We start from the raw sequence: 22,316 nt of genomic DNA, 5'->3' as shown, positions 1-22,316 counted from the left end.
CGGCCCGCCCGCTCAGCCCGCCGCCCGTGGCGCTCGCCGTCCACGCCGCGCTCACGCCCGCACCAGCCCCTGCCGCGCCGCCCCGCCGAGCGCCAGGTAGACGTCCTCCAGGCTCGGCGTGGCAAGGGTGAAGTCGTCCAGCGCGGCGAAGGCGGCCCCGCCGGTGACGGTGGCGACGACCGCGCGGGCCTCGTCGGGGGCCAGCCGCAGCGTCCAGCGACGCCCCGACTCCAGGGCCCGCTCGCGCAGCGCGGCGACCTCGGGCACGTCCAGCGGCGCCCGCTCCCGCCACACCAGCTCGACCCGGACTTCGTCGGCGACCTGCTCCTTGAGGCCGGCGGGGGTGTCGCAGGCGATGACCCTGCCCTGGTCGAGGACGGCGACCCGGTCGAGCACGGTCTCCGCCTCGATGACGTTGTGGGTGACCAGCAGCACGGTCGTGCCGCGTTCCGCACGCCGACGGTCCACGGCGGCCCACACGGCCCGCCGTGCCACCGGGTCCATGCCGGTGGTCGGCTCGTCCAGCACCAGCAGCGGCCGCTCCCCCACCAGGACGGCGGCGAAGCAGGCCAGCCGGCGCTGACCGCCGGACAGTTTGCGCAGGGGTCGTCCGGCGAGCGGGGTCAGGCCCAGTTCGTCGAGGACGGCGTCCCGCTCCCGGCGTGCCGTGTGCACGTCGAGGCCGCGCAGCCGCGCGGTGGTCTCGGCGGCGAGGGAGACGGTGAGGTCGTCGAGGGCGGTGGACTCCTGGCCGAGGTAGGCGAGGATGCGGGCGGCCCGCTCGGGGTGACGCACGATGTCGTGGCCGAGGATCTCCACGCTGCCCGCGTCGGGACGCATCAGCCCGGTCATCTGCCGGACGAGGGTGGTCTTGCCGGCGCCGTTGGGTCCGAGCAGCCCGAAGATCTCACCGCGCCGGATGTCCAGCCGTACGTCGTCGGTGGCCCGGACCTCGGGTGTCGCGGGAGTGCCGCGCCGGCCGCGGACCGCCGGATAGGTCTTGGTCAGACCGCGCACGGCACACACGACCTCGTTCCCGTGCCGGAGGGGCGGTGCCGCGCGCGTACTCACAAGGGACGAGAGTACGGGGTCGCGGGCCGTCGCTCACGGTCGGGGCGTCGCGGGCGGCCCGCTCAGTCCGCCGCCGGAGCGTGCCCGGCGGCCGTGCGCACGTCGATCTCGCGCCAGAATCCCGCCCGGATGGCGTACCGGTCGTGCTCGTCGATCTGGTCGTCCTTGTGGGCGAGCAGACCGAAGCGGGCCGCGTACCTCAGCAGCTCGCCGTCGATGCGGTGCGGGATGCGCGGGTACATGCCGGACAGCTTCTGCAGATGGCTCTGGTCGCCGAGGCGCGCCATCCACCGGCGGGCGAACACCTGTCCCACCTCGTAGGGGTCGCCGCCGACGGTGGTGATGTCCTCCTCGCGGTCGGCCCACCGCTGTTCCGCCGTGGTGACCTGCGCGAGCGTCGGCATGGAGGCGACGTCGGCGGGCTCGGGGGCGGCCCCGGGGCGGTCGACCCAGCCCTTGTCGGAGGACCAGCGCAGGGTCGCGGTGGCCGGATGCTGGACGGCGGGCGACCCCGGCGCCCGCAGAGCGGCGAGGTCCTTGGGCGTGGGGACGCCCTTGGGGGCCGGGACGCGGTCCTGCGCGCCGGTGTCGGAGCCGGCGGTCACCGAGGGGTGCTCGGCCTCCTCGGAGGGCCGCTCGACGGTGGGGGCGAGCCCGGAGTCGGGCAGCGGAGCGGAGAGGATCGCGGCGATCTCGGGACGGGGCGCGGGCGGCGGCGCGCAGACCCCGCCGAGCTCCTTCGCGCGGACCGCCTTGGTGATCCAGATGCGGTCCAGGACGCGCCGCTCGTCGGCCTCGGCGACGAGGTCCTCGGACTGGTTGTAGTCGCCGTCGGCGGCCTGGACGGCCCAGAGGTGGACGGCGACGCCGTGCTCCTTGGCGGCCATCATCCCCGGCAGCAGGTCGCCGTCGCCGGTGACGAGGACGACGTCGGAGCAGGCGCGGTTGCGGGCCAGCTCGGTCAGCTCGGCGTGCATGGCGGCGTCGACGCCCTTCTGGGCCCACCGTCCGTCGCTGCGGGTCAGGGCGCCCAGCCGGACCGTGACCCGGGGCATCACGCGCAGTCTGCGGTGCTCCGGCTGGGGGACGCGGTCCGGGGCGCCGTCGAACCAGTAGATGCGCAGCAGCGGGCGCTCGGTCTCGGACTCGGCCTGTTCGCGCAGGCCCTGGACGAGCGCGGAGTGGTCGACGGTGATACGGGATCGCGAGGGTTCCCCGGCGAGGAGACTCGCGGCCGCCCCCAGCAGATACCCGGCGTCCACCAGGACGATGCAGCGGTCCACACGACTCACCCTCTTTCCGGGAGGTTTGCTTCGGGCTTCCTTCGAGTCTGCCCGACCGCGCGGAGGTTAACGGCCGGAACTCGATCTTCGGCGTGGCGTTTGGAGGCGCCACACTCCGACGACCCCTGTCACGGACGGTAATTATCCGAAATGCGTTGTAAGTCAGCCTATGTGAATCTGGTCCCGGCCCTGGCCCCTAGATCCCCCACAGGAGGCAGATCACCATGGCCAAGAACAAGAAGCAGGTTCGTAAGCAGCCGCAGTCCGAGCGTGGTCCGCAGGCGGCACAGCCGTCCTCGATGGAGTCGCAGACCGAGCAGCGCATCGCCCAGGCGACGCCTGCCGACATCGCCCGCAAGGGCCGGCAGAAGCGCTTCGGCCACAACTGACGTCTGCACCGCGGGCCGTTGCGGCCCGGCATGCACGAGGGGCGCATCCGGTGCCGGATGCGCCCCTCGTCGCGTCGTGTTCCCCGCGCGGTCAGCCCGCCAGGCAGGACGGGCCGAGCAGGACCTTCAGGTCGCCGAAGAGAGCGGGGTCGGGCTTGACCCGGTGCCGGTCCAGACGCAGGACGGTCGTCTTCGTCGGGCCCTGGAGCCTGATCCGGACCTCGCTGTCGCCCTTGTGGTGGGTGAGGATCTCGCCGAGACGGTTGATCATCGGCGGGGTGACCCGGGTCGCCGGGATGGTGAGGATCACGGGCGCGTTGGTGCCCGCGTTCGACAGGTCCGGGACCTGGAGCTCCATCGCGACCAGCCGCGGCACGTCCTCGCGCTTGTCGAGGCGGCCCTTGACGAAGACGACGGCGTCCTCGACGAGTTGGGTGGAGACGAGCTGGTAGGTCGCCGGGAAGAACATGCACTCGATGGAGCCCGCGAGGTCCTCCACGGTGGCGATCGCCCAGGCGTTGCCCTGCTTGGTCATCTTGCGCTGCAGGCCGGAGATGATGCCGCCGATGGTCACCACCGCGCCGTCCGCGTGCTCGCCCCCGGTGAGCTGGGCGATCCCCGCGTCCGCCTTGTCGGACAGCACGTGCTCCAGGCCGAAGAGCGGGTGGTCGGAGACGTAGAGACCGAGCATCTCCCGCTCCTGGGCGAGCAGATAGGTCTTGTCCCACTCGTCCTCGGTGAAGACGACGTCCAGGCCGAAGCCCGGCTCGCTGGTCTCCTCCTCGCCCATGCCGCCGAAGAGGTCGAACTGTCCCTCGGCCTCCTTGCGCTTGACCGCGACCACGTTGTCGATCATCGGCTCGAAGTGCGCGGTGAGACCCTTGCGGGTGTGCCCCAGGGTGTCGAACGCGCCCGCCTTGATCAGCGACTCCGTGGTGCGCTTGTTGCAGGCGACGGCCTCGACCTTGTCGAGGTAGTCGGGGAAGGAGCCGTACTTGCCCTTGGCCTTGCGGCTCCTGATGATCGACTCCACCACGTTGGTGCCGACGTTGCGGACGGCCTCGAGGCCGAAGAGGATCACGTCGTCGCCCTGGGCGGCGAAGTTGTGCACCGACTCGTTGACGTTCGGCGGGAGCACCTTGATGCCCATGCGCCGGCACTCGTTGAGGTAGACGGCCGACTTGTCCTTGTCGTCCTTGACCGAGGTGAGCAGTCCGGCCATGTACTCGGCGGGGTGGTTCGCCTTCAGGTAGGCGGTCCAGTACGAGACCAGGCCGTACGCGGCGGAGTGCGCCTTGTTGAAGGCGTAGCCGGCGAACGGGACCAGCACGTCCCACAGGGCCTTGATCGCCTCGTCGCTGTAGCCGTTCTTCTTGGCGCCGGCCTGGAAGATGGTGAAGTTCTTCGCCAGCTCGTCGGGCTTCTTCTTGCCCATCACGCGGCGGAGGATGTCGGCCTCGCCGAGCGAGTACCCGGCGATGATCTGGGCGGCCTTCTGCACCTGCTCCTGGTAGACGATCAGACCGTAGGTGACGGCCAGGACCTCTTCGAGGGGCTCCTCCAGCTCCGGGTGGATCGGCGTGATCTCCTGGAGCTTGTTCTTGCGCAGCGCGTAGTTGGTGTGCGAGTCCATGCCCATCGGGCCCGGACGGTAGAGCGCGGAGACGGCGGAGATGTCCTCGAAGTTGTCGGGCTTCATCAGACGCAGCAGCGAGCGCATGGGGCCGCCGTCGAACTGGAAGACGCCGAGGGTCTCCCCGCGCTGGAGGAGTTCGAAGGTCTTCGGGTCGTCGAGCGGCAGGGCCAGCAGGTCGAGGTCGACGCCCTTGTTGGACTTCACCATCTTGACGGCGTCGTCCATGATCGTCAGGTTGCGCAGGCCGAGGAAGTCCATCTTCAGCAGGCCCAGCGACTCGCACTGCGGGTAGTCCCACTGGGTGATGGTCACGCCGTCCGTGTGCCGCACCCAGATCGGGGCGTGGTCGACGATGGGCTCGCTGGACATGATCACGCCGGCCGCGTGCACGCCCATCTGCCGGACCAGGCCCTCGACGCCCTTGGCGGTGTCGATGACCTTCTTGACGTCCGGCTCGTTCTCGTACATCGCGCGGATCTCGCCCGCCTCGCTGTAGCGCGGGTGCGAGGGGTCGGTGATGCCGTTGAGGTCGATGCCCTTGCCCAGGACGTCGGCCGGCATGGCCTTGGTGAGCCGGTCGCCCATCGCGTACGGGTAGCCCAGCACGCGCGCGGAGTCCTTGATGGCGTTCTTCGCCTTGATCTTGCCGTAGGTGCCGATCATGGCGACCTTGTCGGCGCCGTACTTCTCGGTGACGTACCGGATCACCTCGACGCGCCTGCGCTCGTCGAAGTCGATGTCGACGTCGGGCATGGAGACGCGCTCGGGGTTGAGGAACCGCTCGAAGATCAGGCCGTGCGGGATCGGGTCGAGGTCGGTGATGCCCATCGCGTAGGCGACGATCGAACCGGCCGCGGAGCCACGCCCCGGGCCGACCGCGATGCCCTGGTTCTTCGCCCACATGATGAAGTCGGCGACGACGAGGAAGTAGCCCGGGAACCCCATCTGGATGATGACGTCCATCTCATACTCGACCTGCTTCTGCCGGTCCTCGGGGACGCCGCCCGGGAAGCGGCGGTCCATCCCCCGCCGGACCTCCTCCTTGAACCAGGTGACCTCGGTGAAGCCGTCGGGGATGTCGAACTTCGGCATGAGGTTCTTCGCCTCGAACATGCCGGTGGTGTCGATCTGCTCGGCCACCAGGAGGGTGTTGGCGCAGCCCTCCTGCCAGGCGTCCGAGGAGTCGATGGCGTACATCTCGTCCGTGGACTTCAGGTAGTAGCCGGTGCCGTCGAAGCGGAAGCGGTCCGGGTCCGAGAGGTTCTTGCCGGTCTGGATGCACAGCAGCGCGTCGTGCGCGGTCGCCTCGTGCGCATAGGTGTAGTGCGAGTCGTTGGTGACCAGCGGCGGGATGCCCAGCTTCTTGCCGATCTCCAGAAGGCCGTCACGGACCCGGCTCTCGATCTCGATGCCGTGGTCCATCAGCTCCAGGAAGTAGCGGTCCTTGCCGAAGATGTCCTGGTAGTCGGCGGCCGCCTTCAGCGCCTCTTCCTTCTGGCCGAGCCGCAGCCGGGTCTGGAGCTCGCCCGAGGGGCAGCCGGTGGAGGCGATGAGCCCCTCGGACCACTGGGCGATGGTCTCCTTGTCCATCCGGGGCCACTTCTGCAGCCAGCCCTCGGCGTACGCGTCCGACGAGAGCCGGAAGAGGTTGTGCAGGCCCGTCGCGTTCGCCGCCCAGATCGTCTTGTGGGTGTAGCCGCCGGAACCGGAGACGTCGTCGCGCTTCTGGTGCGGCTGGCCCCACTGGATCTTGCGCTTGTTGCGCCGCGACTCGGGGGCGACGTACGCCTCGATCCCGATGATGGGGGTCACGCCGGCCTTCTTCGCCGTGTGGAAGAAGTCGTAGGCCCCGTGGAGGTTGCCGTGGTCGGACATGGCGATGTGCGTCATGCCCATCTCGTTGCACGCGTCGAACATGTCCTTCAGCCGCGCGGCACCGTCCAGCAGCGAGTACTGGGTGTGGACGTGCAGGTGCGTGAACGGCGGCTTTGACACGGCTGCGGCCTCCAGGGGAAACATGGGTCGACTGGTGTCCCACCGGTTGCGGGCGGTCGGGGGGACAGCGTCGAAGTCTATGCCTGACCACTGACACGCGGACCGCTGCGCCGCGTACCTTCACCCGAGGGAAACGGGCACTCCCGCGTACCTTCGTCCGTTGGAGACGGCGAAGACGCCGTCGTACACGTCATGCACCAGGAGGCACCCAGCGATGTCGGTTCCGCAGCTCGACGACGAGCACCGCGGCGAGCAGATCCTCGCCGTCTTCGACACCGCGTTCGGCGAGCTCCTGGCCGCCGACCCGGCCGCGTTCCGCGTGAAGTTCCGGAAGATGGCGGCCTCGGCGTTCGCGTTCTACCGGGGCACCGCCGGCCTCTTCTACCACGACCTGGACGCGGAGAAGCGGGGCGGCCCGTTCCTGGACGAGCGCACCTCGCGCGTGTGGATCCACGGCGACCTGCACGCGGAGAACTTCGGCACGTACATGGACGCCAACGGCCGGCTGATCTTCAACGTCAACGACTTCGACGAGGCCTACGTCGGCCCCTTCACCTGGGACCTCAAGCGTCTCTCCGCCTCCCTCGCCCTCATCGGGTACGCGAAGGCGCTCGGCGACGACCAGATCACGGAGCTGGTGGAGGTCTACGCGGGCGCGTACCGCGAGCGCATCCACGCGCTGGCCACCGGCGCGAAGAGCGACGAGGTGCCGCCCTTCACCCTGGACACCGCCCAGGGCCCGCTGCTGGACGCGCTGCGCGACGCCCGTGCGCTGACCCGCTTCGGGCTGCTGGACTCGATGACGGAGATCCGGGACTTCGAGCGTCGCTTCGCACCCGGCGGCGGCTCCATCGAGCTGGACGCCGCCACCCGTTACAAGGTGCTCGCCGCCTTCGACGGCTATCTGGAGACGCTGCCGGAGACGTCGCTGGCCCGCCCGGACTCCTACCGGGTGAAGGACGTCGTCGGCCGCCGCGGCATCGGCATCGGCTCGGCCGGTCTGCCGTCGTACAACATCCTCCTCGAGGGCCACAGCGACGCCCTGGAGAACGACGTCGTGATCTACATCAAGCAGGCGCAGACCCCGGCCGTCTCCCGGCACATCACCGACCCGGCGATCCGCGGCTACTTCCAGCACGAGGGCCACCGCACGGTGATCTCCCAGCGCGCCCTCCAGCAGCACGCGGACCCGTGGCTGGGCTGGACCGAGCTCGGCGGCGCCGGCCAGCTGGTCGCCGAGGTCTCGCCGTACGCGGTCGACCTGGACTGGGGTGACATCGACGACCCGGAGGAGATCGCGGGCGTCGTCGCCGACCTGGGCCGGGCCACCGCCACCATGCACGCGGCGGCGGACGACACCTCCGGCGAGTCCCTGGTCCCCTTCTCCACCGAGCGGGCCATCGACGCGGCGATCGCGGCCGACGAGGAGGGCTTCGCACCCCTCCTGGTCGACTTCGCGCACGGCTACGGCGCACGCGCGCGTGCCGACCACCAGATCTTCGTCGACCTGTTCCGCAACGGCCGGATTCCGGGTCTGTGACAGTAGGCCTTCTCACAGGGACTCTTTAGGGGTCCCCTACCGCGGTACGTGACACACTCTCCTCCGCTATGGACATATCCGGGACCCGCCTCAGAGCCGTACGCGCGGCGCTGTTCACGGCCTTCGTCGTGACGCTCAGCACCGCGTCGCACGTGCTGCTGTCGCGGGCCCCGCTGCCGCTCAACACGGTGGCCGCCGTCGCGGCCGCCGTGTTCGCCCTCGCGTACGCCCTCGCCGGCCGCGAGTGCGGCTTCGGGCGGATCGCCGCCTGGCTGATCCCGCTGGAGCTGGCGGCCGACACCGTCTTCACCACCGGCCAGCACGTCTGTTACGGCAGGGCCGGCGGCCCGGTCGCCGGCCCACTGGCCTCCTTCGGCTGGGACGTGCTGTGCGGTGACGGCGCCCGCGTGGGCACCCCGCTGGCGCAGGTCGCCGGGGGCCCCGGTCCCACGGGACTGGGCGGACACCTCACGCACGTCTACCCGGCCGCCGCCTGGCTGCTGCTCGCCGCGCACATCTGCGTCGGCCTGATCGCCGCCGCCTGGCTGCGCCGGGGCGAGCGGGCGCTCGTCCAGCTGCTGCGGGCGGCCACCGCGACCACCTTCCGGCCCCTGCTGATCGCGGTGGCCGCCGTGACCGTACGACGCGCCCCGGCGGCCCGCCGCCTGCCGCGGCCCGCTCGCCGCGCGGCCACCGCCCGCGACCGGCTCCTCGTGCACTCCCTGGGACGGCGTGGACCGCCGCGCTCGCCCGCCGCGGTCTGAACAGACCACACGTCCGCACGGACTCGTCCCCACCGACTCGTCCCCCGGGCACGTCCGCACGGGCAGGTCCGCTCGGGCAGGTCCGCTCGGGCACGTCCGCACGGACCAGGCGTTCCGGGCACCACCTCAGTTCCTCAGTCCCCACACGAACTTCCGCGTACGACGTGTGCGCGTCCCTTTTGGAGATCACCATGAGCAAGCGGAACAGCGCTGCGGCGAAGACGGCGGCCCGGGAGCGGCTGCGCATCGAGCGCGAGCGCGAGGCCAAGCGCGCCAAGACCAAGCGTCAGATCATCGTCGGCCTCTCGGTCGTCGGCGTACTGGCCGCCGCCGGCGGCATAGGTTACGCCGTCGTCCAGGCCAACAAGCCCGAGTACTGGGACAACGTCAAGAGCCAGAAGCTCGTCAAGCCCGCCAACACCACCGGCGAGGACGGCACGACCGTCGTCATCGGCAAGGCGGACGCGAAGAAGACCCTCGCGATGTACGAGGACCCGCGCTGCCCGATCTGCGCCCAGTTCGAGCAGACCGTCGGCCCGACCGTCGACAAGGAGGTCGCGGCCGGCAAGTACAAGATCCAGTACGTGGGCGCCACGTTCCTCGACGACAAGCTGACCGGCGAGGGCTCGAAGAACGCGCTGAGCGCTCTCGGCGCGGCGCTGAACGTCAGCTCCGAGGCCTTCCTCGAGTACAAGACCGCGCTGTACTCGACGAAGTACCACCCCGAGGAGACCGAAGACAAGTTCAAGGACGACTCGTACCTGATCAAGGTGGCGGACACGGTCTCCGCTCTGAAGAACAACGCCAAGTTCCAGAGCGCCGTGAAGAACGGCACCTACGACAAGTGGGCTCTGGTCATGAGCGCGAAGTTCGACTCGGACAGCAAGAAGTACGACATCCAGGGAACCCCCTCCCTCGTGATGGACGGCAAGCTCATCAAGGCCGCCAACGGCAACGTCCCCATGACCGTCGCCGACTACGAGACCGCGATCGCCGCAGCGCTCAAGGGCTGAGCACCGGAAATGCCCCGGACCGTGAAAACGGTCCGTGGCATTCCGCTTTTCCCGGCCCGGAAACCGGACCGCCGTCGCCCTCGAACGAGTCGGCCTCCCCGGCACGGCGTTCCACGCATGGTGCGGGGTCTACAACACGTCCGGGAACTTCTGGGTGTACGGACGGGTGGGCAGCGGCCAGGTCAAGGGCTGGATCTTCTCCGAGAACCCGTCCCTGTCCTCCGGGTCGGTGAACATCCGCTGACTCCGACATTCGTGACGGCCCGTCAGTTCCTCGGCGGGCCGTCACGTTCTGCCCGGAGCATTTCCGGGGGGAGTGCGAGAGGGCGACCGGAGGGGGTCGGCGGGCCTCCGGGGGCGACAACGGCCGCCTGGCGCAGCGGCGGAAGACCGGCCGCGACGCCCGTCCCTGCGGACTCGGGGACCGGCGTCCGACGCGCAGTCGAAGAGCGGGCGAACTTCTTTCCGGTTCGCCCGCTCTCGGTCGTACTCGTCAGTAATCTGATTGCCCGTGACCAGTCGATACAGATCCTCCACGAGCGCCGACGTCCCGTCAGAGCGCCCCGACTCCCTCTCCCCGCGCCGCCGTACGGTCGTCAAGGCCGCGGCGGCGACCGTCGTCCTGGCCGGACCGCTCGCCGCCGCGCTCCCGGCCCGCGCCGCCGCGGAGACCCCGGCGTTCCTGCACGGTCTCGCCTCCGGCGACCCGCTGCCCGACGGCATCCTGCTGTGGACCAGGGTGACGCCCGCCGCCGAGGCGACACCGGGCTCCGGACTCGGCCCGGACACCGAGGTGAGTTGGGTCGTCGCCACGGACAGGGCGCTGACGAACGTCGTCAACAAGGGCTCGACCACCGCCACCGCTGCCTCCGACCACACCGTCAAGGCCGACATCCGCGGCCTCCAGCCGGCCACCGACTACTACTTCCGCTTCTCGGCGGGCGACGCCCGGACCCCGGTGGCGCGTACCCGCACCGCGCCCGCGGCGGACGCCGCCGTCACGGGTCTGCGCTTCGGCGTGGTCTCCTGCGCCAACTGGGAGGCCGGCTACTTCTCCTCGTACCGTCACCTCGCGGCCCGCGGCGACCTGGACGCCTGGCTGCATCTCGGGGACTACATCTACGAGTACGGCACCGGCGAGTACGGAGCCCGCGGCGCCGTCGTACGGCAGACCGCGCCCACCCACGAGATCCTCACGCTCGCCGACTACCGCACCCGGCACGGCAAGTACAAGACGGACCCCGACCTTCAGGCTCTGCACGTGAAGGCCCCGGTCATCGCGATATGGGACGACCACGAGTTCGCCAACGACACCTGGTCGGGCGGCGCCGAGAACCACACCGAAGGCGCGGAGGGCGCCTGGTCGGCCCGTCAGGCGGCCGCGAAGCAGGCCTACTTCGAATGGATGCCGGTCCGGCCCGCGATCGCCGGCACCACCTACCGCCGGCTGCGCTTCGGCAAGCTCGCCGATCTCTCCCTGCTGGACCTGCGTTCCTTCCGCTCCCAGCAGGTCAAGGTCGGCAACGGCACGGTCGACGACCCGGACCGCACGATCACCGGGCGCGCCCAGCTGGACTGGCTGAAGGCCGGGCTGAAGGCGTCGGACACCACCTGGCGGCTGGTCGGCAACTCGGTGATGATCTCGCCGTTCGTGATCGGCTCGCTCTCCGCGGACCTGTTCAAGCCGCTCGCCAAGCTGCTCGGCCTGCCGCAGGACGGCCTCGGCCTCAACACCGACCAGTGGGACGGCTACACCGACGACCGCCGCGAGCTCCTCGCCCACCTGCGCGCGAACGCCATCCGCAACACCGTGTTCCTCACCGGTGACATCCACATGGCGTGGGCCAACGACGTGCCGGTGGACGCCGGGACGTACCCGCTGTCGGCCTCGGCCGCCACCGAGTTCGTGGTCACCTCGGTGACCTCCGACAACCTCGACGACATCGTGAAGGTGCCCGAGGGCACGCTCACCGCGATCGCCTCGCCCGTCATCCGGGCCGCGAACCGGCACGTCCACTTCGTCGACACGGACCGGCACGGCTACGGCGTCCTGGACATCACCGCCGAACGCGCGCAGATGGACTACTACGTGCTGTCCGACCGCACCAGCGCCACCGCGACCTCCTCCTGGCAGCGCTCCTACCGCACCCGCAGCGGCACCCAGAAGGTGGAACGGACGTACGACCCCGTCTAGGTCGTTCAGCCGCTACAGGCTCTCGAGGAAGCCGAGCGCCACCCGCCAGGTGGCCTCGGCCGCCTCCTCGTCGTAGTCGGGCAGCCCGGGGTCGGTGTACAGGTGCCCGGCGCCCGCGTACCGGTAGACCTCCACATCGGCGCCGGCCCGGCCCATCTGGAGGTACCAGGCGCTCAACCAGTCGTCGGTCTCGAACGGGTCCGGCTCCGCGACGTGCAGTTGCACCGGGAGGTCGTCCACCGAGACGTTCGGCGCGAGGTCCGAGGTGCCGTGCAGAAGGAGCAGGCCGCGCGCCTTGTCGTCGCCGAGGGCGAGGGTCTGGGCGATCGACGCGCCGAGCGAGAACCCGGCGTAGACCAGCCCGCGCTCGGAGTAGGGCGCGGCGGCCAGCACGGCTCTCTTCAGCAGCTCGTCCTTGCCGATCTCCTCGTTGTACGCCATGCCCTCCTCGACCGTGTCGAACGTGCGCCCCCCGAAGAGGTCCGGCGTCCAGACCTCGTGCCCGGCGGCACGCAGCCGGTCCGCCGCGGCGCGCACCGCCGGCCGCGGACCATAGGTCGAGTGAAAGAGCATGATGTTCATGCGCCCATGGTGCCAGCCCGCACCGAAAGCCCCCGGCGTGCGCCTCTTCACACAAGTCACAGGTTCAGGACCCCGCCGACTCGGTTACGTTCGAAGGCATGGAGAACCTGCTCCGCCCCGTGATCGTGGTGGGCGGCTCGGTGATGCTGACCGTCCTCATCGGCTGGGCCACCGACCGCCTGCTGTCCAAGGCCGACCGACGGCACCCGGAGACCCCGCTGTGGGGTCTGCTGCGCCGTGGCCGCATCCCGTACCAGCTGGTGCTGTGCGCGGCGATGCTCAGAGGGTCCTACGACGAGGCGCAACTGCTGGACGACCACCGGGTGGGCATCGGCCGCACCCTCACCCTGGTGCTGATCGGCGCGGCGGCCTGGCTGGTGATCCGCATCGCGGGGGCGGTCGTCGAGACGTCGTACTCGCGCTATGCGCGCATGCACCGCGACGCGGCCCGGGTCCGGCGGGTGCGGACCCAGGTGTCGCTGATCATGCGGGTGGTCTCGGCCGTCGTCGGCGTGGTCGCCGCGGCCTCGATGCTGCTGACGTTCCCCGCCATGCGCGCGGCGGGCGCCTCGCTGCTGGCCTCGGCCGGGATTCTCGGCATCGTCGCCGGTGTGGCCGCACAGTCGACGCTGAGCAACTTGTTCGCCGGCCTGCAGATCGCCTTCGGCGACATGGTGCGCATCGGCGACACGGTCGTGGTGGACGGCGAATGGGGCACGGTCGAGGAGATCACCCTGACCTTCCTGACCGTGCGGACCTGGGACGAGCGCCGGATCACGATGCCCGTGTCGTACTTCACCTCGAAACCCTTCGAGAACTGGTCGCGCGGCACCCCCCAGATGACGGGCATCGTCTACTGGCACGTCGACCACGCGGCGCCCGTGGAGGCGATGCGCGAGAAGCTGCGCGACATCCTGCGCGAGTGCCCGGCCTGGGACGGGCGCGCCTGCGGCCTCGACGTCACCGACACCACGCCCAACACCATGCAGGTGAGGGCCCTGGTCACGGCCAAGGACGCCGACGACATCTGGACGGTGCGCGTCGCGGTCCGCGAGCAGATGATCCGCTGGCTGTCCAAGGAGCACGCGTACGCGCTTCCCCGGGTCAACACGGCGGACGCGGCGCTGCCTCCGGGGCGCCTCCCCGGCCAGTCCGCCTCGCCCGACGGCGCCGCCCGCCGCGTCCACGAGACCCGCTGACGAACCGCTGACCGACGGCTCCCGGGCCCCCGGGCCCCGGGTTCCCTCACCGTGACGAGACCGGCCCCGCCCTCCCTCCTGTCCGAGGCAGGGCGGGGCCCGCCTCACTCACTTCAGGCTGCGCACGTCCAGGTGCCGCAGCACACGGTCCACGATCTCCGGGTCGGCGCCCGGCTCGCTGCGCGCCGCGACCACCTCGTGCCGTGCCGCGCTCAGCATCTCCCCCTGGATGCGGCGCACCCGCTTCAGCCGGCGCACCCGCTGATCGTGCCCTTCCCGGCGCTCGTCCTCGCCCACGTCCGGGCTGATCCGCAGTCCGATGTCGAAGGCCCGGCGCAGCATCTGCTCGGACAGTTCCTCCGACAGGTCCTCCGCGGCCTCGATCTCCCGCAGCCGCTGCTTCGCCGCCTTGGCCGCGCGCACCGCCAGTTCCTTCTCGAACGCCTTCTCCCGGTCGCTGTCCGACCGGACGTCGAGCCGCTTCACCAGCCAGGGCAGGGTCAGCCCCTGGAGGACCAGAGTCGCCATGATCACGCCGAACGCGATGAAGACGATCTCGTCCCGGTCGGGGAAGGGGCCGCCGTCGTCGGTCTTCAGCGGGACGGCCAGCGCCAGCGCCACCGAGGCCACCCCCCGCATCCCCGACCACCACATGACGAGGGTCTCCCGCCAGTTCGTCGGGATGTCCTCGAGGTGGTCCTTCCTGGCGTGCAGCCGTTGCGTCAGCCACGTCGCCGGCAGCAGCCACAGCAGGCGTACGACGACGACCACCGCCACGATCACCGCCGCCCATCCGAGCATCTCCCCCCACCGACCGGACGCCGTGCGGATCGCGTTGTGCAGTTCCAGGCCGATCAGCCCGAACGCGACGCCCGTGACCAGCGTGTCGATGATGTCCCAGAAGGTGTGGCCGGCCAGCCGGGTCAGCACGTCGTCGGGGTCGGTGGCGTACTCGGCGAGGAACAGCGCGGTGGTCAGCACCGCCAGCACCCCGGAGCCGTGGAACTCCTCCGCCAGGACGTAGGAGGCGTAGGGCACCAGGAGCGTCAGCCCGATCTGCAGCGTCGTGTCCCCGAGGACGTCCAGCAGCCGGTTCGCGCCCCAGCCGAGCGCGACGCCCACCGCCACCGCGACCACCGCGGACAGCACCAGGTCGAGTCCGGCCCGCCACGGGGAGAACGTCCCGCTCACGGCGGCGGCGATCGCGACGTGGTAGAGCACGATGGCCGTCACGTCGTTGAACAGCCCCTCGCCCTCCAGGATGGAGACCAGCCGGCGGGGCAGCCCGAGCTGTCCGGCCACCGCGGTCGCCGCCACCGGGTCGGGCGGCGCGACCAGCGCCCCGAGCGCCACCGCGGCGGCCACCGGCAGCCCCGGCACGATCGAGTGGGCCACTGCGGCCACACAGACCGTGGTGACGAACACCAGCGCCACGGCCAGCAGGAAGATCGGCCGCACATTCGCCGCGAACTGCCGCCACGAGGTCCGCCGTACCGCCGCGTACAGCAGCGGGGGCAGCAGGAGCGGCAGGATCAGATCCGGCGGGATCTCCACGTTGGGCACGAAGTCGAGCACCGCGAGGACTATTCCGAGCAGGGTCATCAGCACCGGCGCGGGCAGTCCGAACCGGTCCCCCACGGGGACGCTCACCACGGCCCCGAGCAACAGGACGAACAGCAGGGCCAACTGGTCCACGGTCAGCGCTCCGGGTCTAGACGATCAATGCATCCAGGCCTTCAGCGTCGCACGCCCGCCGTCCGCTACAGCGAACGCCGCATGGACCGATGCGGAATGCCCGCCTCCAGGTCCTCCGGCCCGTAGGCCGTGTACCCCAGCCGTTCGTAGAAACCCAGCGCCCGGGTCTGTGCGTGCAGGTCCACGGCCGTAAGCCCCCGCGCGCGTGCCGCCTCCTCGACGGCCCGCACCAGCGCGACCCCGACACCCAGTCCGCGCGCCTCGCGCGTCACGGCGAGCCGCCCGAGCGAACCCACCGAGGGGTCGCCTCCGGTCCTGGCCGCGGCCGCGTCGCCGTACAGCAGTCGCCCGGTCCCGAGCGCGACGCCGTCCTCCCGGACCGCCAGCAGGTGCACGGCGCCGGCGTCGTGCTCGTCGTACTCCAGGTCCTCGGGGACGCCCTGTTCGCCGACGAAGACCTCCTTGCGCACCGCGAAGCACGCCTCCCGGTCGGCGAGGTCCTCGGCGACGCGCACCGTGTACGCGGGCGTGCCGGTCACCCGTAGGTCTCCTCGCGGACCTGGTCCAGGGCCTTGGCCAGGTCCTCGGGGTAGTCGCTGGCGAACTCCGCCCACTGTCCGTCGCCGGGGTGCTCGAAGCCCAGCCGCACGGCGTGCAGCCACTGCCGGGTCAGGTGCAGCCGCTTGGAGAGCGTCGGGTCGGCCCCGTACGTCAGGTCGCCCACACAGGGGTGGCGGTGGGCGGCCATGTGCACGCGGATCTGGTGGGTGCGGCCCGTCTCCAGCTTCACGTCCAGCAGGGAGGCCGCGCGGAAGGCCTCGATCAGGTCGTAGTGCGTGACGGAGGGCTTGCCCTCGGCGGTGACCGCCCACTTGTAGTCGTGCTGGGGGTGACGGCCGATGGGCGCGTCGATCGTGCCGCTGGTCGGGTCGGGGTGGCCCTGGACGAGCGTGTGGTAGCGCTTGTCGACCGTGCGCTCCTTGAACTGGCGCTTGAGCGAGGTGTAGGCACGCTCGGACTTGGCGACCACCATCAGCCCGGAGGTGCCGACGTCGAGCCGGTGCACGATGCCCTGGCGCTCGGCGGCGCCCGAGGTGGAGATGCGGTAGCCGGCCGCGGCCAGCCCGCCGATGACGGTGGGGCCGCTCCAGCCGGGCGACGGGTGCGCGGCCACGCCGACGGGCTTGACGATCACGACCACGTCGTCGTCGTCGTGCACGATCTCCATGCCCTCGACCGGCTCGGCGACGATCTGCACGGGCGCCGGGGCCTGCGGCATCTCGACCTCCAGCCAGGCCCCGCCGCTGACCCGCTCGGACTTGCCGACCACCGAGCCGTCGACCGTGACCTTCCCCGCCGCGGCCAGCTCGGCGGCCTTCGTACGGGAGAAGCCGAACATGCGGGAGATGGCGGCGTCGATGCGCTCGCCCTCCAGGCCGTCCGGCACGGGCAGGGTACGGATCTCGGGAATCGTGCTCACCCGTCGAGTATGCAGGACGACCACGACACCGCCGTACGGGCAGCCTGTGGACGACCGGCGGCCGACCGGGCCGGGTCAGTCCTTGTGGACGGTCCCGTCCGGGTCGAGTCCCTTGAAGGAGAGCAGGACGATCAGGATGCCGCCGCACACGATCGCCGAGTCGGCGAGGTTGAAGACGGCGAAGTGCTTCGGCGCGATGAAGTCCACGACCGCGCCCTCGAAGACGCCGGGCGCCCGGAAGATCCGGTCGGTGAGGTTGCCCAGCGCGCCGCCCAGCAGCAGACCGAGCGCGATCGCCCAGGGCAGGCTGTACAGCTTGCGCGCGAGCCGGGCGATCACCACGATCACCGCCGTGGCGATCACCGTGAAGATGACCGTGAAGGCCTCGCCGAAGCCGAAGGCGGCGCCCGCGTTGCGGATGGCCTCGAACCGCAGCCAGTCCCCGACGATGTCGATCGGCGCGTGGTGCTCCAGCTTGGCGACCACGATCATCTTGCTGACCAGGTCGAGTGCGTACGCGAACGCGGCGACGGCGAAGAGCACGGCGATGCGGCGCTTGCCCCTGGGCCGCGCGCCGGCGCTCTCCTGCTCGCCCGGGCCGGACGACTGCTCCGGCTCGGACCCCGCCTCTGGGGTGTCCGGCGTACCGATGACGCGCTCCGCCTCTGCCACGTGAGTCCCTCAACCTAGGTACCTGACTGAGGACGAGGGTACGGCACGCCCCCCGCCTGCCAGGTGATCAGTACCGCCGCTCCTGCTTCTGCTTGCACTCGACGCACAGCGTGGCCCTCGGGAAGGCCTGCATCCGAGCCTTTCCGATGGCGTTGCCGCAGTTCTCGCACAGCCCGTAGGTGCCGGCGTCCAGCCGTTCCAGGGCGTGTTCGGTCTGGATCAGCATCTCGCGCGCGTTGGCGGCCAGCGCCAGTTCGTGCTCGCGCGTGATGTTCTTGGTGCCGGTGTCGGCCTGGTCGTCGCCCGCGCCGTCCCCCGAGTCCCGCATCAGCCCCGTCAGGGCCGCCTCGGACGCGGCCAGCTCCGCTCGCAGCCGCGCCTGCTCGGAGTCGAGCTCCGTGCGGGCCTCCTCGACCTCCTCCGGCGTCCACGGCTCCTCGCCGGGGCGTACCGCCAGTTCGCCGGGCTCCGCCGCGGCGAGGCGTGCCTTGGGGACGGCGGTCTTCGCCGCCGTGGCCGTACCCGGAGTCTTCTTCGCAACCACAGTCGTGGCTCCCGTCTGCTCCGCGGCCGAGGCCGCGCCCACCTTCTTGGCCGTGTTCTTCCTGCCCGCGCTCGTCGCGGCCACGCTCTTCGCACCGGCCGCCTTCCGGGCCGCCGGCTTCTTGGCGGTGGCCTTCGCCGCTGCCGATCCCGGCGCGGCGGCTTTCTTCGAGGCGGTCTTCCCGGCGGTCGTCCGTTTCGCGGCCGCCTTCGCGGCCGTCTCCTCCACGGCCACCTGCTTCCCGGTGGTCTCGCCGGCGGAGGCGTCCTTCGGGGCGGCGCCCGACTTCGCCGACGCCTTCCTGGCCGCCGCCTTCCTGGCCGCCGCCTTCGTGTCCGGATTCGTGACCGCCTTCGCGTCCGGCTTCTTCGTCCCGGCGGCGGCCGACGACCGACCGGACTTCACCGCTGTCACGGCCTTCACGTCCTCGGCCGCGCCGCCGGGGTCGTCCGTGGACGTGCCGGACGCCGGCTGCTGTACGGCGGTCTTTTTCGCCACCATGGCCGCGGCCCCTTCACATTTTGTGATCTTGCACGCAAATCGTGCTGGGACGATAAATCGACTTGGAGCCCGCGGCAACGGGGCACACCGCCCGATTCGCCCTCCTCGCGCACGCCACGCGGGGGGCCTGCATCCGTTGTGCCCAGCTCCCCGCCGGGTAATCCGCCGCACCGGGCGCCCCGGTACGCGGCCACGCGCGGCATCCCGCCCGGCGACCATTCGGGGCATCCGGGGCCGGGCCGCGGACCGCGCCCGAGGCCTCCGAAAAGCGGTCGGCCGCCGTCGCCGGGGAGCCGTACACTGGGCGGAGCGAAAAGCGTGGATGGGGACGAGTAGCGGCGTACGCAGCCCAGAGCGACCCGGGGACGGTGAGAGCCCGGGGGCGAGCGCGACGTGAAGATCACCCCGGAGCCGCCGGAGGAAGACCCCGAGGGGGTTGGTAGAACCGGCATCGCGACCCCAATGAGGGGGCTCGTCGGCGCGCAGGGCGCACCGGAGGGCCAAGGAGGGTGGTACCGCGGGAGCGCGCCGCACACGGCGTCCACAGGCAAGAAGGCTCTCGTCCCTCCGACGGAAGGCAGTACGTCCGCCGGAGGAAGATCGATGACGCAGTACCGCCAGGTGCCCGCCCAGGTCGACCTGCCCGCCCTCGAGCACGCGGTGCTCGAGTTCTGGCGCGAGCAGAAGATCTTTGCCAAGAGCCTGGAGCAGTCCGAGGGCCGCCCCGAGTGGGTGTTCTACGAGGGTCCGCCCACCGCCAACGGCATGCCGGGCGCCCACCACATCGAGGCGCGCGTCTTCAAGGACGTCTTCCCCCGCTTCCGCACCATGCGCGGCTACCACGTGGCCCGCAAGGCCGGCTGGGACTGCCACGGCCTGCCGGTGGAGCTCGCGGTCGAGAAGGAGCTCGGCTTCAGCGGCAAGCAGGACATCGAGGCGTACGGCATCGCCGAGTTCAACGCCAGGTGCCGGGAGTCCGTGCTCCGCCACACCGACGCCTTCTCCGACCTGACGACCCGCATGGGCTACTGGGTCGACCTCGACGACGCCTACGTCACGATGGACCCCGAGTACATCGAGTCGGTCTGGTGGTCGCTGAAGGAGATCTTCGACAAGGGTCTGCTGGTCCAGGATCACCGCGTCGCCCCCTGGTGCCCCCGCTGCGGAACCGGCCTGTCCGACCACGAGCTGGCCCAGGGCTACGAGACGGTCGTCGACCCCTCCGTGTACGTCCGTTTCCCGCTCACCTCCGGTCCGCTCGCCGGCGAGGCCGCCCTCCTGGTGTGGACGACGACCCCCTGGACGCTGGTCTCCAACACGGCCGTGGCCGCGCACCCCGAGGTCGCCTACGTCGTGGCGACCGACGGCCAGGAGAAGCTCGTGGTGGCCGAGCCGCTGGTCGCCAAGGCGCTCGGCGAGGGCTGGGAGACCACCGGTCAGACCTTCACCGGCGCCGAAATGGAGCGCTGGACCTATCAACGTCCGTTCGAGCTGGTGGAGTTCCCGGAGCCCGCTCACTACGTGGTGAACGCCGAGTACGTCACCACCGAGGACGGCACGGGTCTGGTCCACCAGTCGCCCGCCTTCGGTGAGGACGACCTCAAGGTCTGCCGCTCCTACGGCCTTCCCGTGGTGAACCCCGTCCGCCCGGACGGCACGTTCGAGGAGTCCGTCCCGATGGTCGGCGGCGTCTTCTTCAAGAAGGCCGACGAAAAGCTCACCGAGGACCTCCAGCAGCGCGGCCTCCTCTTCCGGCACATCCCGTACGAGCACAGCTACCCGCACTGCTGGCGCTGCCACACCGCGCTTCTGTACTACGCGCAGCCGTCCTGGTACATCCGCACCACCGCCGTCAAGGACCGCCTCCTCCAGGAGAACGAGAACACCAACTGGTTCCCGGACACGGTCAAGCACGGCCGGTACGGGGACTGGCTGAACAACAACATCGACTGGGCGCTGTCCCGCAACCGCTACTGGGGCACCCCCCTGCCGATCTGGCGCTGCGAGGACGACCACCTCACCGTCGTCGGCTCCCGCGCGGAGCTCACCGGGCTGACCGGCACGGACCAGTCCGGGCTTGACCCGCACCGCCCGTTCATCGACGACGTCACCTTCGCGTGCCCAGAGTGCGCGAAGACGGCCACGCGCGTGCCCGAGGTGATCGACGCCTGGTACGACTCGGGCTCGATGCCGTTCGCCCAGTGGGGATACCCGTACAAGAACAAGGACCTGTTCGAGGCGCGTTACCCGGCGCAGTTCATCTCCGAGGCCATCGACCAGACCCGGGGCTGGTTCTACACGCTGATGGCGATCGGCACCCTGGTCTTCGACAAGTCGTCGTACGAGAACGTCGTCTGCCTCGGGCACATCCTCGCCGAGGACGGCCGCAAGATGTCCAAGCACCTGGGCAACATCCTGCAGCCGATCCCGCTGATGGACCAGCACGGCGCCGACGCGGTCCGCTGGTTCATGGCGGCCGGCGGCTCCCCCTGGGCGGCCCGCAGGGTGGGCCACGGCACCATCCAGGAGGTCGTCCGCAAGACGCTCCTGACGTACTGGAACACGGTCGCCTTCCAGGCGCTGTACGCCCGGACGTCCGGCTGGGCGCCGAGCGGGGCCGACCCGGCCCCGGCCGACCGCCCGGTCCTGGACCGCTGGCTGCTGTCCGAACTCCACGCCCTCACCGACCAGGTGACGCAGTCGCTGGAGGCGTACGACACCCAGCGCGCCGGCAAGCTGCTCTCGGCGTTCGTGGACGACCTGTCCAACTGGTACGTCCGCCGTTCCCGCCGACGCTTCTGGCAGGGCGACAAGGCGGCGCTGCGCACCCTGCACGAGGTCGTGGAGACGGTCACCAAGCTGATGGCCCCGCTGACCCCGTTCATCACCGAGCGGGTCTGGCAGGACCTGGTCGCCCCCGTCACCCCGGGCGCCCCGGAGTCCGTGCACCTGTCGGCCTGGCCGGAGGCGGACCTCTCGGCGATCGACCCGGAGCTGTCGAAGCAGATGGTCCTGGTCCGCCGCCTGGTGGAGCTGGGCCGCGCCACGCGCGCGGAGTCCGGCGTCAAGACCCGCCAGCCGCTGCGCCGCGCGCTCATCGCGGCCACCGGATTCGACGCGCTCTCCCCGGCGCTGCACGCGCAGATCACCGAGGAGCTGAACGTCGAGTCCCTGGCGTCCCTCTCCGAGGTCGGCGGCTCGCTGGTCGACACCACCGCCAAGGCGAACTTCCGCGCCCTGGGCAAGCGGTTCGGCAAGCGCGTCCAGGACGTGGCCAAGGCCGTCGCGAACGCCGACGCGGCCGCGCTCTCCCTCGCCCTGCGCGAGGGCACGGCCTCGGTCGAGATCGACGGCGAGACGATCACCCTGGCCCCCGACGAGGTGATCATCACGGAGACCCCGCGCGAGGGCTGGTCGGTGGCCTCCGACTCCGGCGCCACCGTCGCCCTCGATCTGGAGATCACCGAGGAGCTGCGCCGCGCGGGCCTGGCCCGGGACGCCATCCGCCTGATCCAGGAGGCCCGCAAGAACAGCGGCCTCGACGTGGCCGACCGCATCGCGCTGCGCTGGACCGCGACCGACCCGGGAGCCGTCGACGCCCTGGACGGGCACGCCGGCCTGATCGCCGACGAGGTCCTCGCCACGGACTTCGCCCGGGGTGAGGCGGACGACACCTACGGCGCCCCGTTCACGGACGAGGCCCTGACGCTGACCTTCCGCCTGCGCAAGGCGTAAGGCGTAAGGCCGTACGACGCGGG

Annotated in this window: 17 protein-coding genes; 8 read left to right on the top strand and 9 right to left on the bottom strand. The window is 70.8% G+C overall.

The annotated features are described in order from the left end of the window. Nucleotides 1–51 precede the first annotated feature (51 nt). On the bottom strand, nucleotides 52–1,026 hold the full coding sequence (locus OHS82_RS31325; protein ID WP_107444481.1) for an ABC transporter ATP-binding protein: 975 nt from the start codon (nucleotides 1,024–1,026) through the stop codon (nucleotides 52–54). A 107-nt stretch (nucleotides 1,027–1,133) separates the two neighbouring features. Then, nucleotides 1,134–2,354 carry an NYN domain-containing protein gene (locus tag OHS82_RS31320; protein WP_057580101.1) on the bottom strand — a complete coding sequence of 407 codons (1,221 nt, stop codon included), beginning with the start codon at nucleotides 2,352–2,354 and terminating at the stop codon, nucleotides 1,134–1,136. Between the two features lie 224 nt (nucleotides 2,355–2,578). Between OHS82_RS31320 and OHS82_RS31315 the strand changes: the two genes are divergently transcribed. Continuing rightward, complete coding sequence (locus tag OHS82_RS31315; RefSeq protein ID WP_199863815.1) at nucleotides 2,579–2,743, top strand: hypothetical protein; 165 nt, start codon at nucleotides 2,579–2,581, stop codon at nucleotides 2,741–2,743. Nucleotides 2,744–2,834: 91 nt separating this feature from the next. On the opposite strand, the gene dnaE is transcribed toward OHS82_RS31315, so the two are convergent. Then, nucleotides 2,835–6,374, bottom strand: coding sequence for a DNA polymerase III subunit alpha (gene dnaE / locus OHS82_RS31310; RefSeq protein WP_057580098.1), 3,540 nt, complete (start codon nucleotides 6,372–6,374; stop codon nucleotides 2,835–2,837). Nucleotides 6,375–6,588: 214 nt separating this feature from the next. Here dnaE and OHS82_RS31305 point away from each other — a divergent pair, with 214 nt between their 5' ends. The 5 genes from OHS82_RS31305 (at nucleotide 6,589) to OHS82_RS31285 (ending at nucleotide 11,885) form a co-directional block, all read left to right on the top strand. Then, nucleotides 6,589–7,914 carry a DUF2252 domain-containing protein gene (locus tag OHS82_RS31305; protein ID WP_057580095.1) on the top strand — a complete coding sequence of 442 codons (1,326 nt, stop codon included), beginning with the start codon at nucleotides 6,589–6,591 and terminating at the stop codon, nucleotides 7,912–7,914. Between the two features lie 68 nt (nucleotides 7,915–7,982). Further along, entirely contained in the window at nucleotides 7,983–8,678 is a 696-nt protein-coding gene (locus OHS82_RS31300; RefSeq protein ID WP_057580093.1) for a hypothetical protein, read from the top strand. Between the two features lie 191 nt (nucleotides 8,679–8,869). After that, on the top strand, nucleotides 8,870–9,691 hold the full coding sequence (locus OHS82_RS31295) for a thioredoxin domain-containing protein (protein WP_057580090.1): 822 nt from the start codon (nucleotides 8,870–8,872) through the stop codon (nucleotides 9,689–9,691). Between the two features lie 34 nt (nucleotides 9,692–9,725). Then, on the top strand, nucleotides 9,726–9,935 hold the full coding sequence (locus tag OHS82_RS31290; RefSeq protein ID WP_328435034.1) for a hypothetical protein: 210 nt from the start codon (nucleotides 9,726–9,728) through the stop codon (nucleotides 9,933–9,935). A 267-nt stretch (nucleotides 9,936–10,202) separates the two neighbouring features. Beyond that, on the top strand, nucleotides 10,203–11,885 hold the full coding sequence (locus OHS82_RS31285) for an alkaline phosphatase D family protein (protein WP_057580085.1): 1,683 nt from the start codon (nucleotides 10,203–10,205) through the stop codon (nucleotides 11,883–11,885). Between the two features lie 12 nt (nucleotides 11,886–11,897). Here the strand turns inward: OHS82_RS31285 and OHS82_RS31280 are convergent, their stop codons facing one another. Continuing rightward, on the bottom strand, nucleotides 11,898–12,467 hold the full coding sequence (locus OHS82_RS31280; RefSeq protein ID WP_057580083.1) for a dienelactone hydrolase family protein: 570 nt from the start codon (nucleotides 12,465–12,467) through the stop codon (nucleotides 11,898–11,900). Between the two features lie 98 nt (nucleotides 12,468–12,565). On the opposite strand from OHS82_RS31280, the gene OHS82_RS31275 reads away from it, so the two are divergent. Next, nucleotides 12,566–13,666, top strand: coding sequence for a mechanosensitive ion channel family protein (locus OHS82_RS31275; protein ID WP_057580081.1), 1,101 nt, complete (start codon nucleotides 12,566–12,568; stop codon nucleotides 13,664–13,666). Between the two features lie 108 nt (nucleotides 13,667–13,774). Here OHS82_RS31275 and OHS82_RS31270 read toward each other — a convergent pair whose 3' ends face one another. From OHS82_RS31270 to OHS82_RS31250, 5 genes are all read right to left on the bottom strand, one after another. Continuing rightward, a complete protein-coding gene (locus tag OHS82_RS31270) occupies nucleotides 13,775–15,361 on the bottom strand; it encodes a Na+/H+ antiporter (RefSeq protein ID WP_057580074.1) in 1,587 nt (528 codons plus the stop codon). 65 nt (nucleotides 15,362–15,426) lie between these two features. Next, on the bottom strand, nucleotides 15,427–15,900 hold the full coding sequence (locus OHS82_RS31265; RefSeq protein WP_057580073.1) for a GNAT family N-acetyltransferase: 474 nt from the start codon (nucleotides 15,898–15,900) through the stop codon (nucleotides 15,427–15,429). Next, nucleotides 15,897–16,841, bottom strand: a complete 945-nt coding sequence (locus OHS82_RS31260; protein ID WP_328435033.1) for an RluA family pseudouridine synthase — start codon at nucleotides 16,839–16,841, stop codon at nucleotides 15,897–15,899. The genes OHS82_RS31265 and OHS82_RS31260 overlap by 4 nt, the downstream gene beginning before the upstream one ends. A gap of 75 nt (nucleotides 16,842–16,916) precedes the next feature. Further along, nucleotides 16,917–17,513, bottom strand: a complete 597-nt coding sequence (lspA, locus tag OHS82_RS31255; protein WP_057580068.1) for a signal peptidase II — start codon at nucleotides 17,511–17,513, stop codon at nucleotides 16,917–16,919. Between the two features lie 67 nt (nucleotides 17,514–17,580). Beyond that, nucleotides 17,581–18,558 (bottom strand): TraR/DksA family transcriptional regulator, encoded by a 978-nt coding sequence (locus tag OHS82_RS31250; protein WP_328435032.1) that lies wholly within the window; start codon nucleotides 18,556–18,558, stop codon nucleotides 17,581–17,583. Between the two features lie 603 nt (nucleotides 18,559–19,161). Here OHS82_RS31250 and ileS point away from each other — a divergent pair. Next, a complete protein-coding gene (gene ileS, locus OHS82_RS31245) occupies nucleotides 19,162–22,293 on the top strand; it encodes an isoleucine--tRNA ligase (RefSeq protein WP_057580064.1) in 3,132 nt (1,043 codons plus the stop codon). Nucleotides 22,294–22,316 lie beyond the last annotated feature (23 nt).

This window comes from Streptomyces sp. NBC_00425, from assembly GCF_036030735.1.
Classification (GTDB): Bacteria; Actinomycetota; Actinomycetes; order Streptomycetales; family Streptomycetaceae; genus Streptomyces.
This window is presented reverse-complemented; position numbering and strand designations above follow the sequence as displayed.

Excerpts from the sequence above, each read along its gene's own strand:
- OHS82_RS31315 (WP_199863815.1), top strand. The coding sequence starts at position 2,579 with ATGGCCAAGAACAAGAAGCAGGTTCGTAAGCAGCCGCAGTCCGAGCGT.
- OHS82_RS31305 (WP_057580095.1), top strand. The coding sequence starts at position 6,589 with ATGTCGGTTCCGCAGCTCGACGACGAGCACCGCGGCGAGCAGATCCTC.
- OHS82_RS31300 (WP_057580093.1), top strand. The coding sequence starts at position 7,983 with ATGGACATATCCGGGACCCGCCTCAGAGCCGTACGCGCGGCGCTGTTC.
- OHS82_RS31295 (WP_057580090.1), top strand. The coding sequence starts at position 8,870 with ATGAGCAAGCGGAACAGCGCTGCGGCGAAGACGGCGGCCCGGGAGCGG.
- OHS82_RS31280 (WP_057580083.1), bottom strand. The coding sequence starts at position 12,467 with ATGAACATCATGCTCTTTCACTCGACCTATGGTCCGCGGCCGGCGGTG.
- OHS82_RS31275 (WP_057580081.1), top strand. The coding sequence starts at position 12,566 with ATGGAGAACCTGCTCCGCCCCGTGATCGTGGTGGGCGGCTCGGTGATG.
- OHS82_RS31250 (WP_328435032.1), bottom strand. The coding sequence starts at position 18,558 with ATGGTGGCGAAAAAGACCGCCGTACAGCAGCCGGCGTCCGGCACGTCC.
- ileS (WP_057580064.1), top strand. The coding sequence starts at position 19,162 with ATGACGCAGTACCGCCAGGTGCCCGCCCAGGTCGACCTGCCCGCCCTC.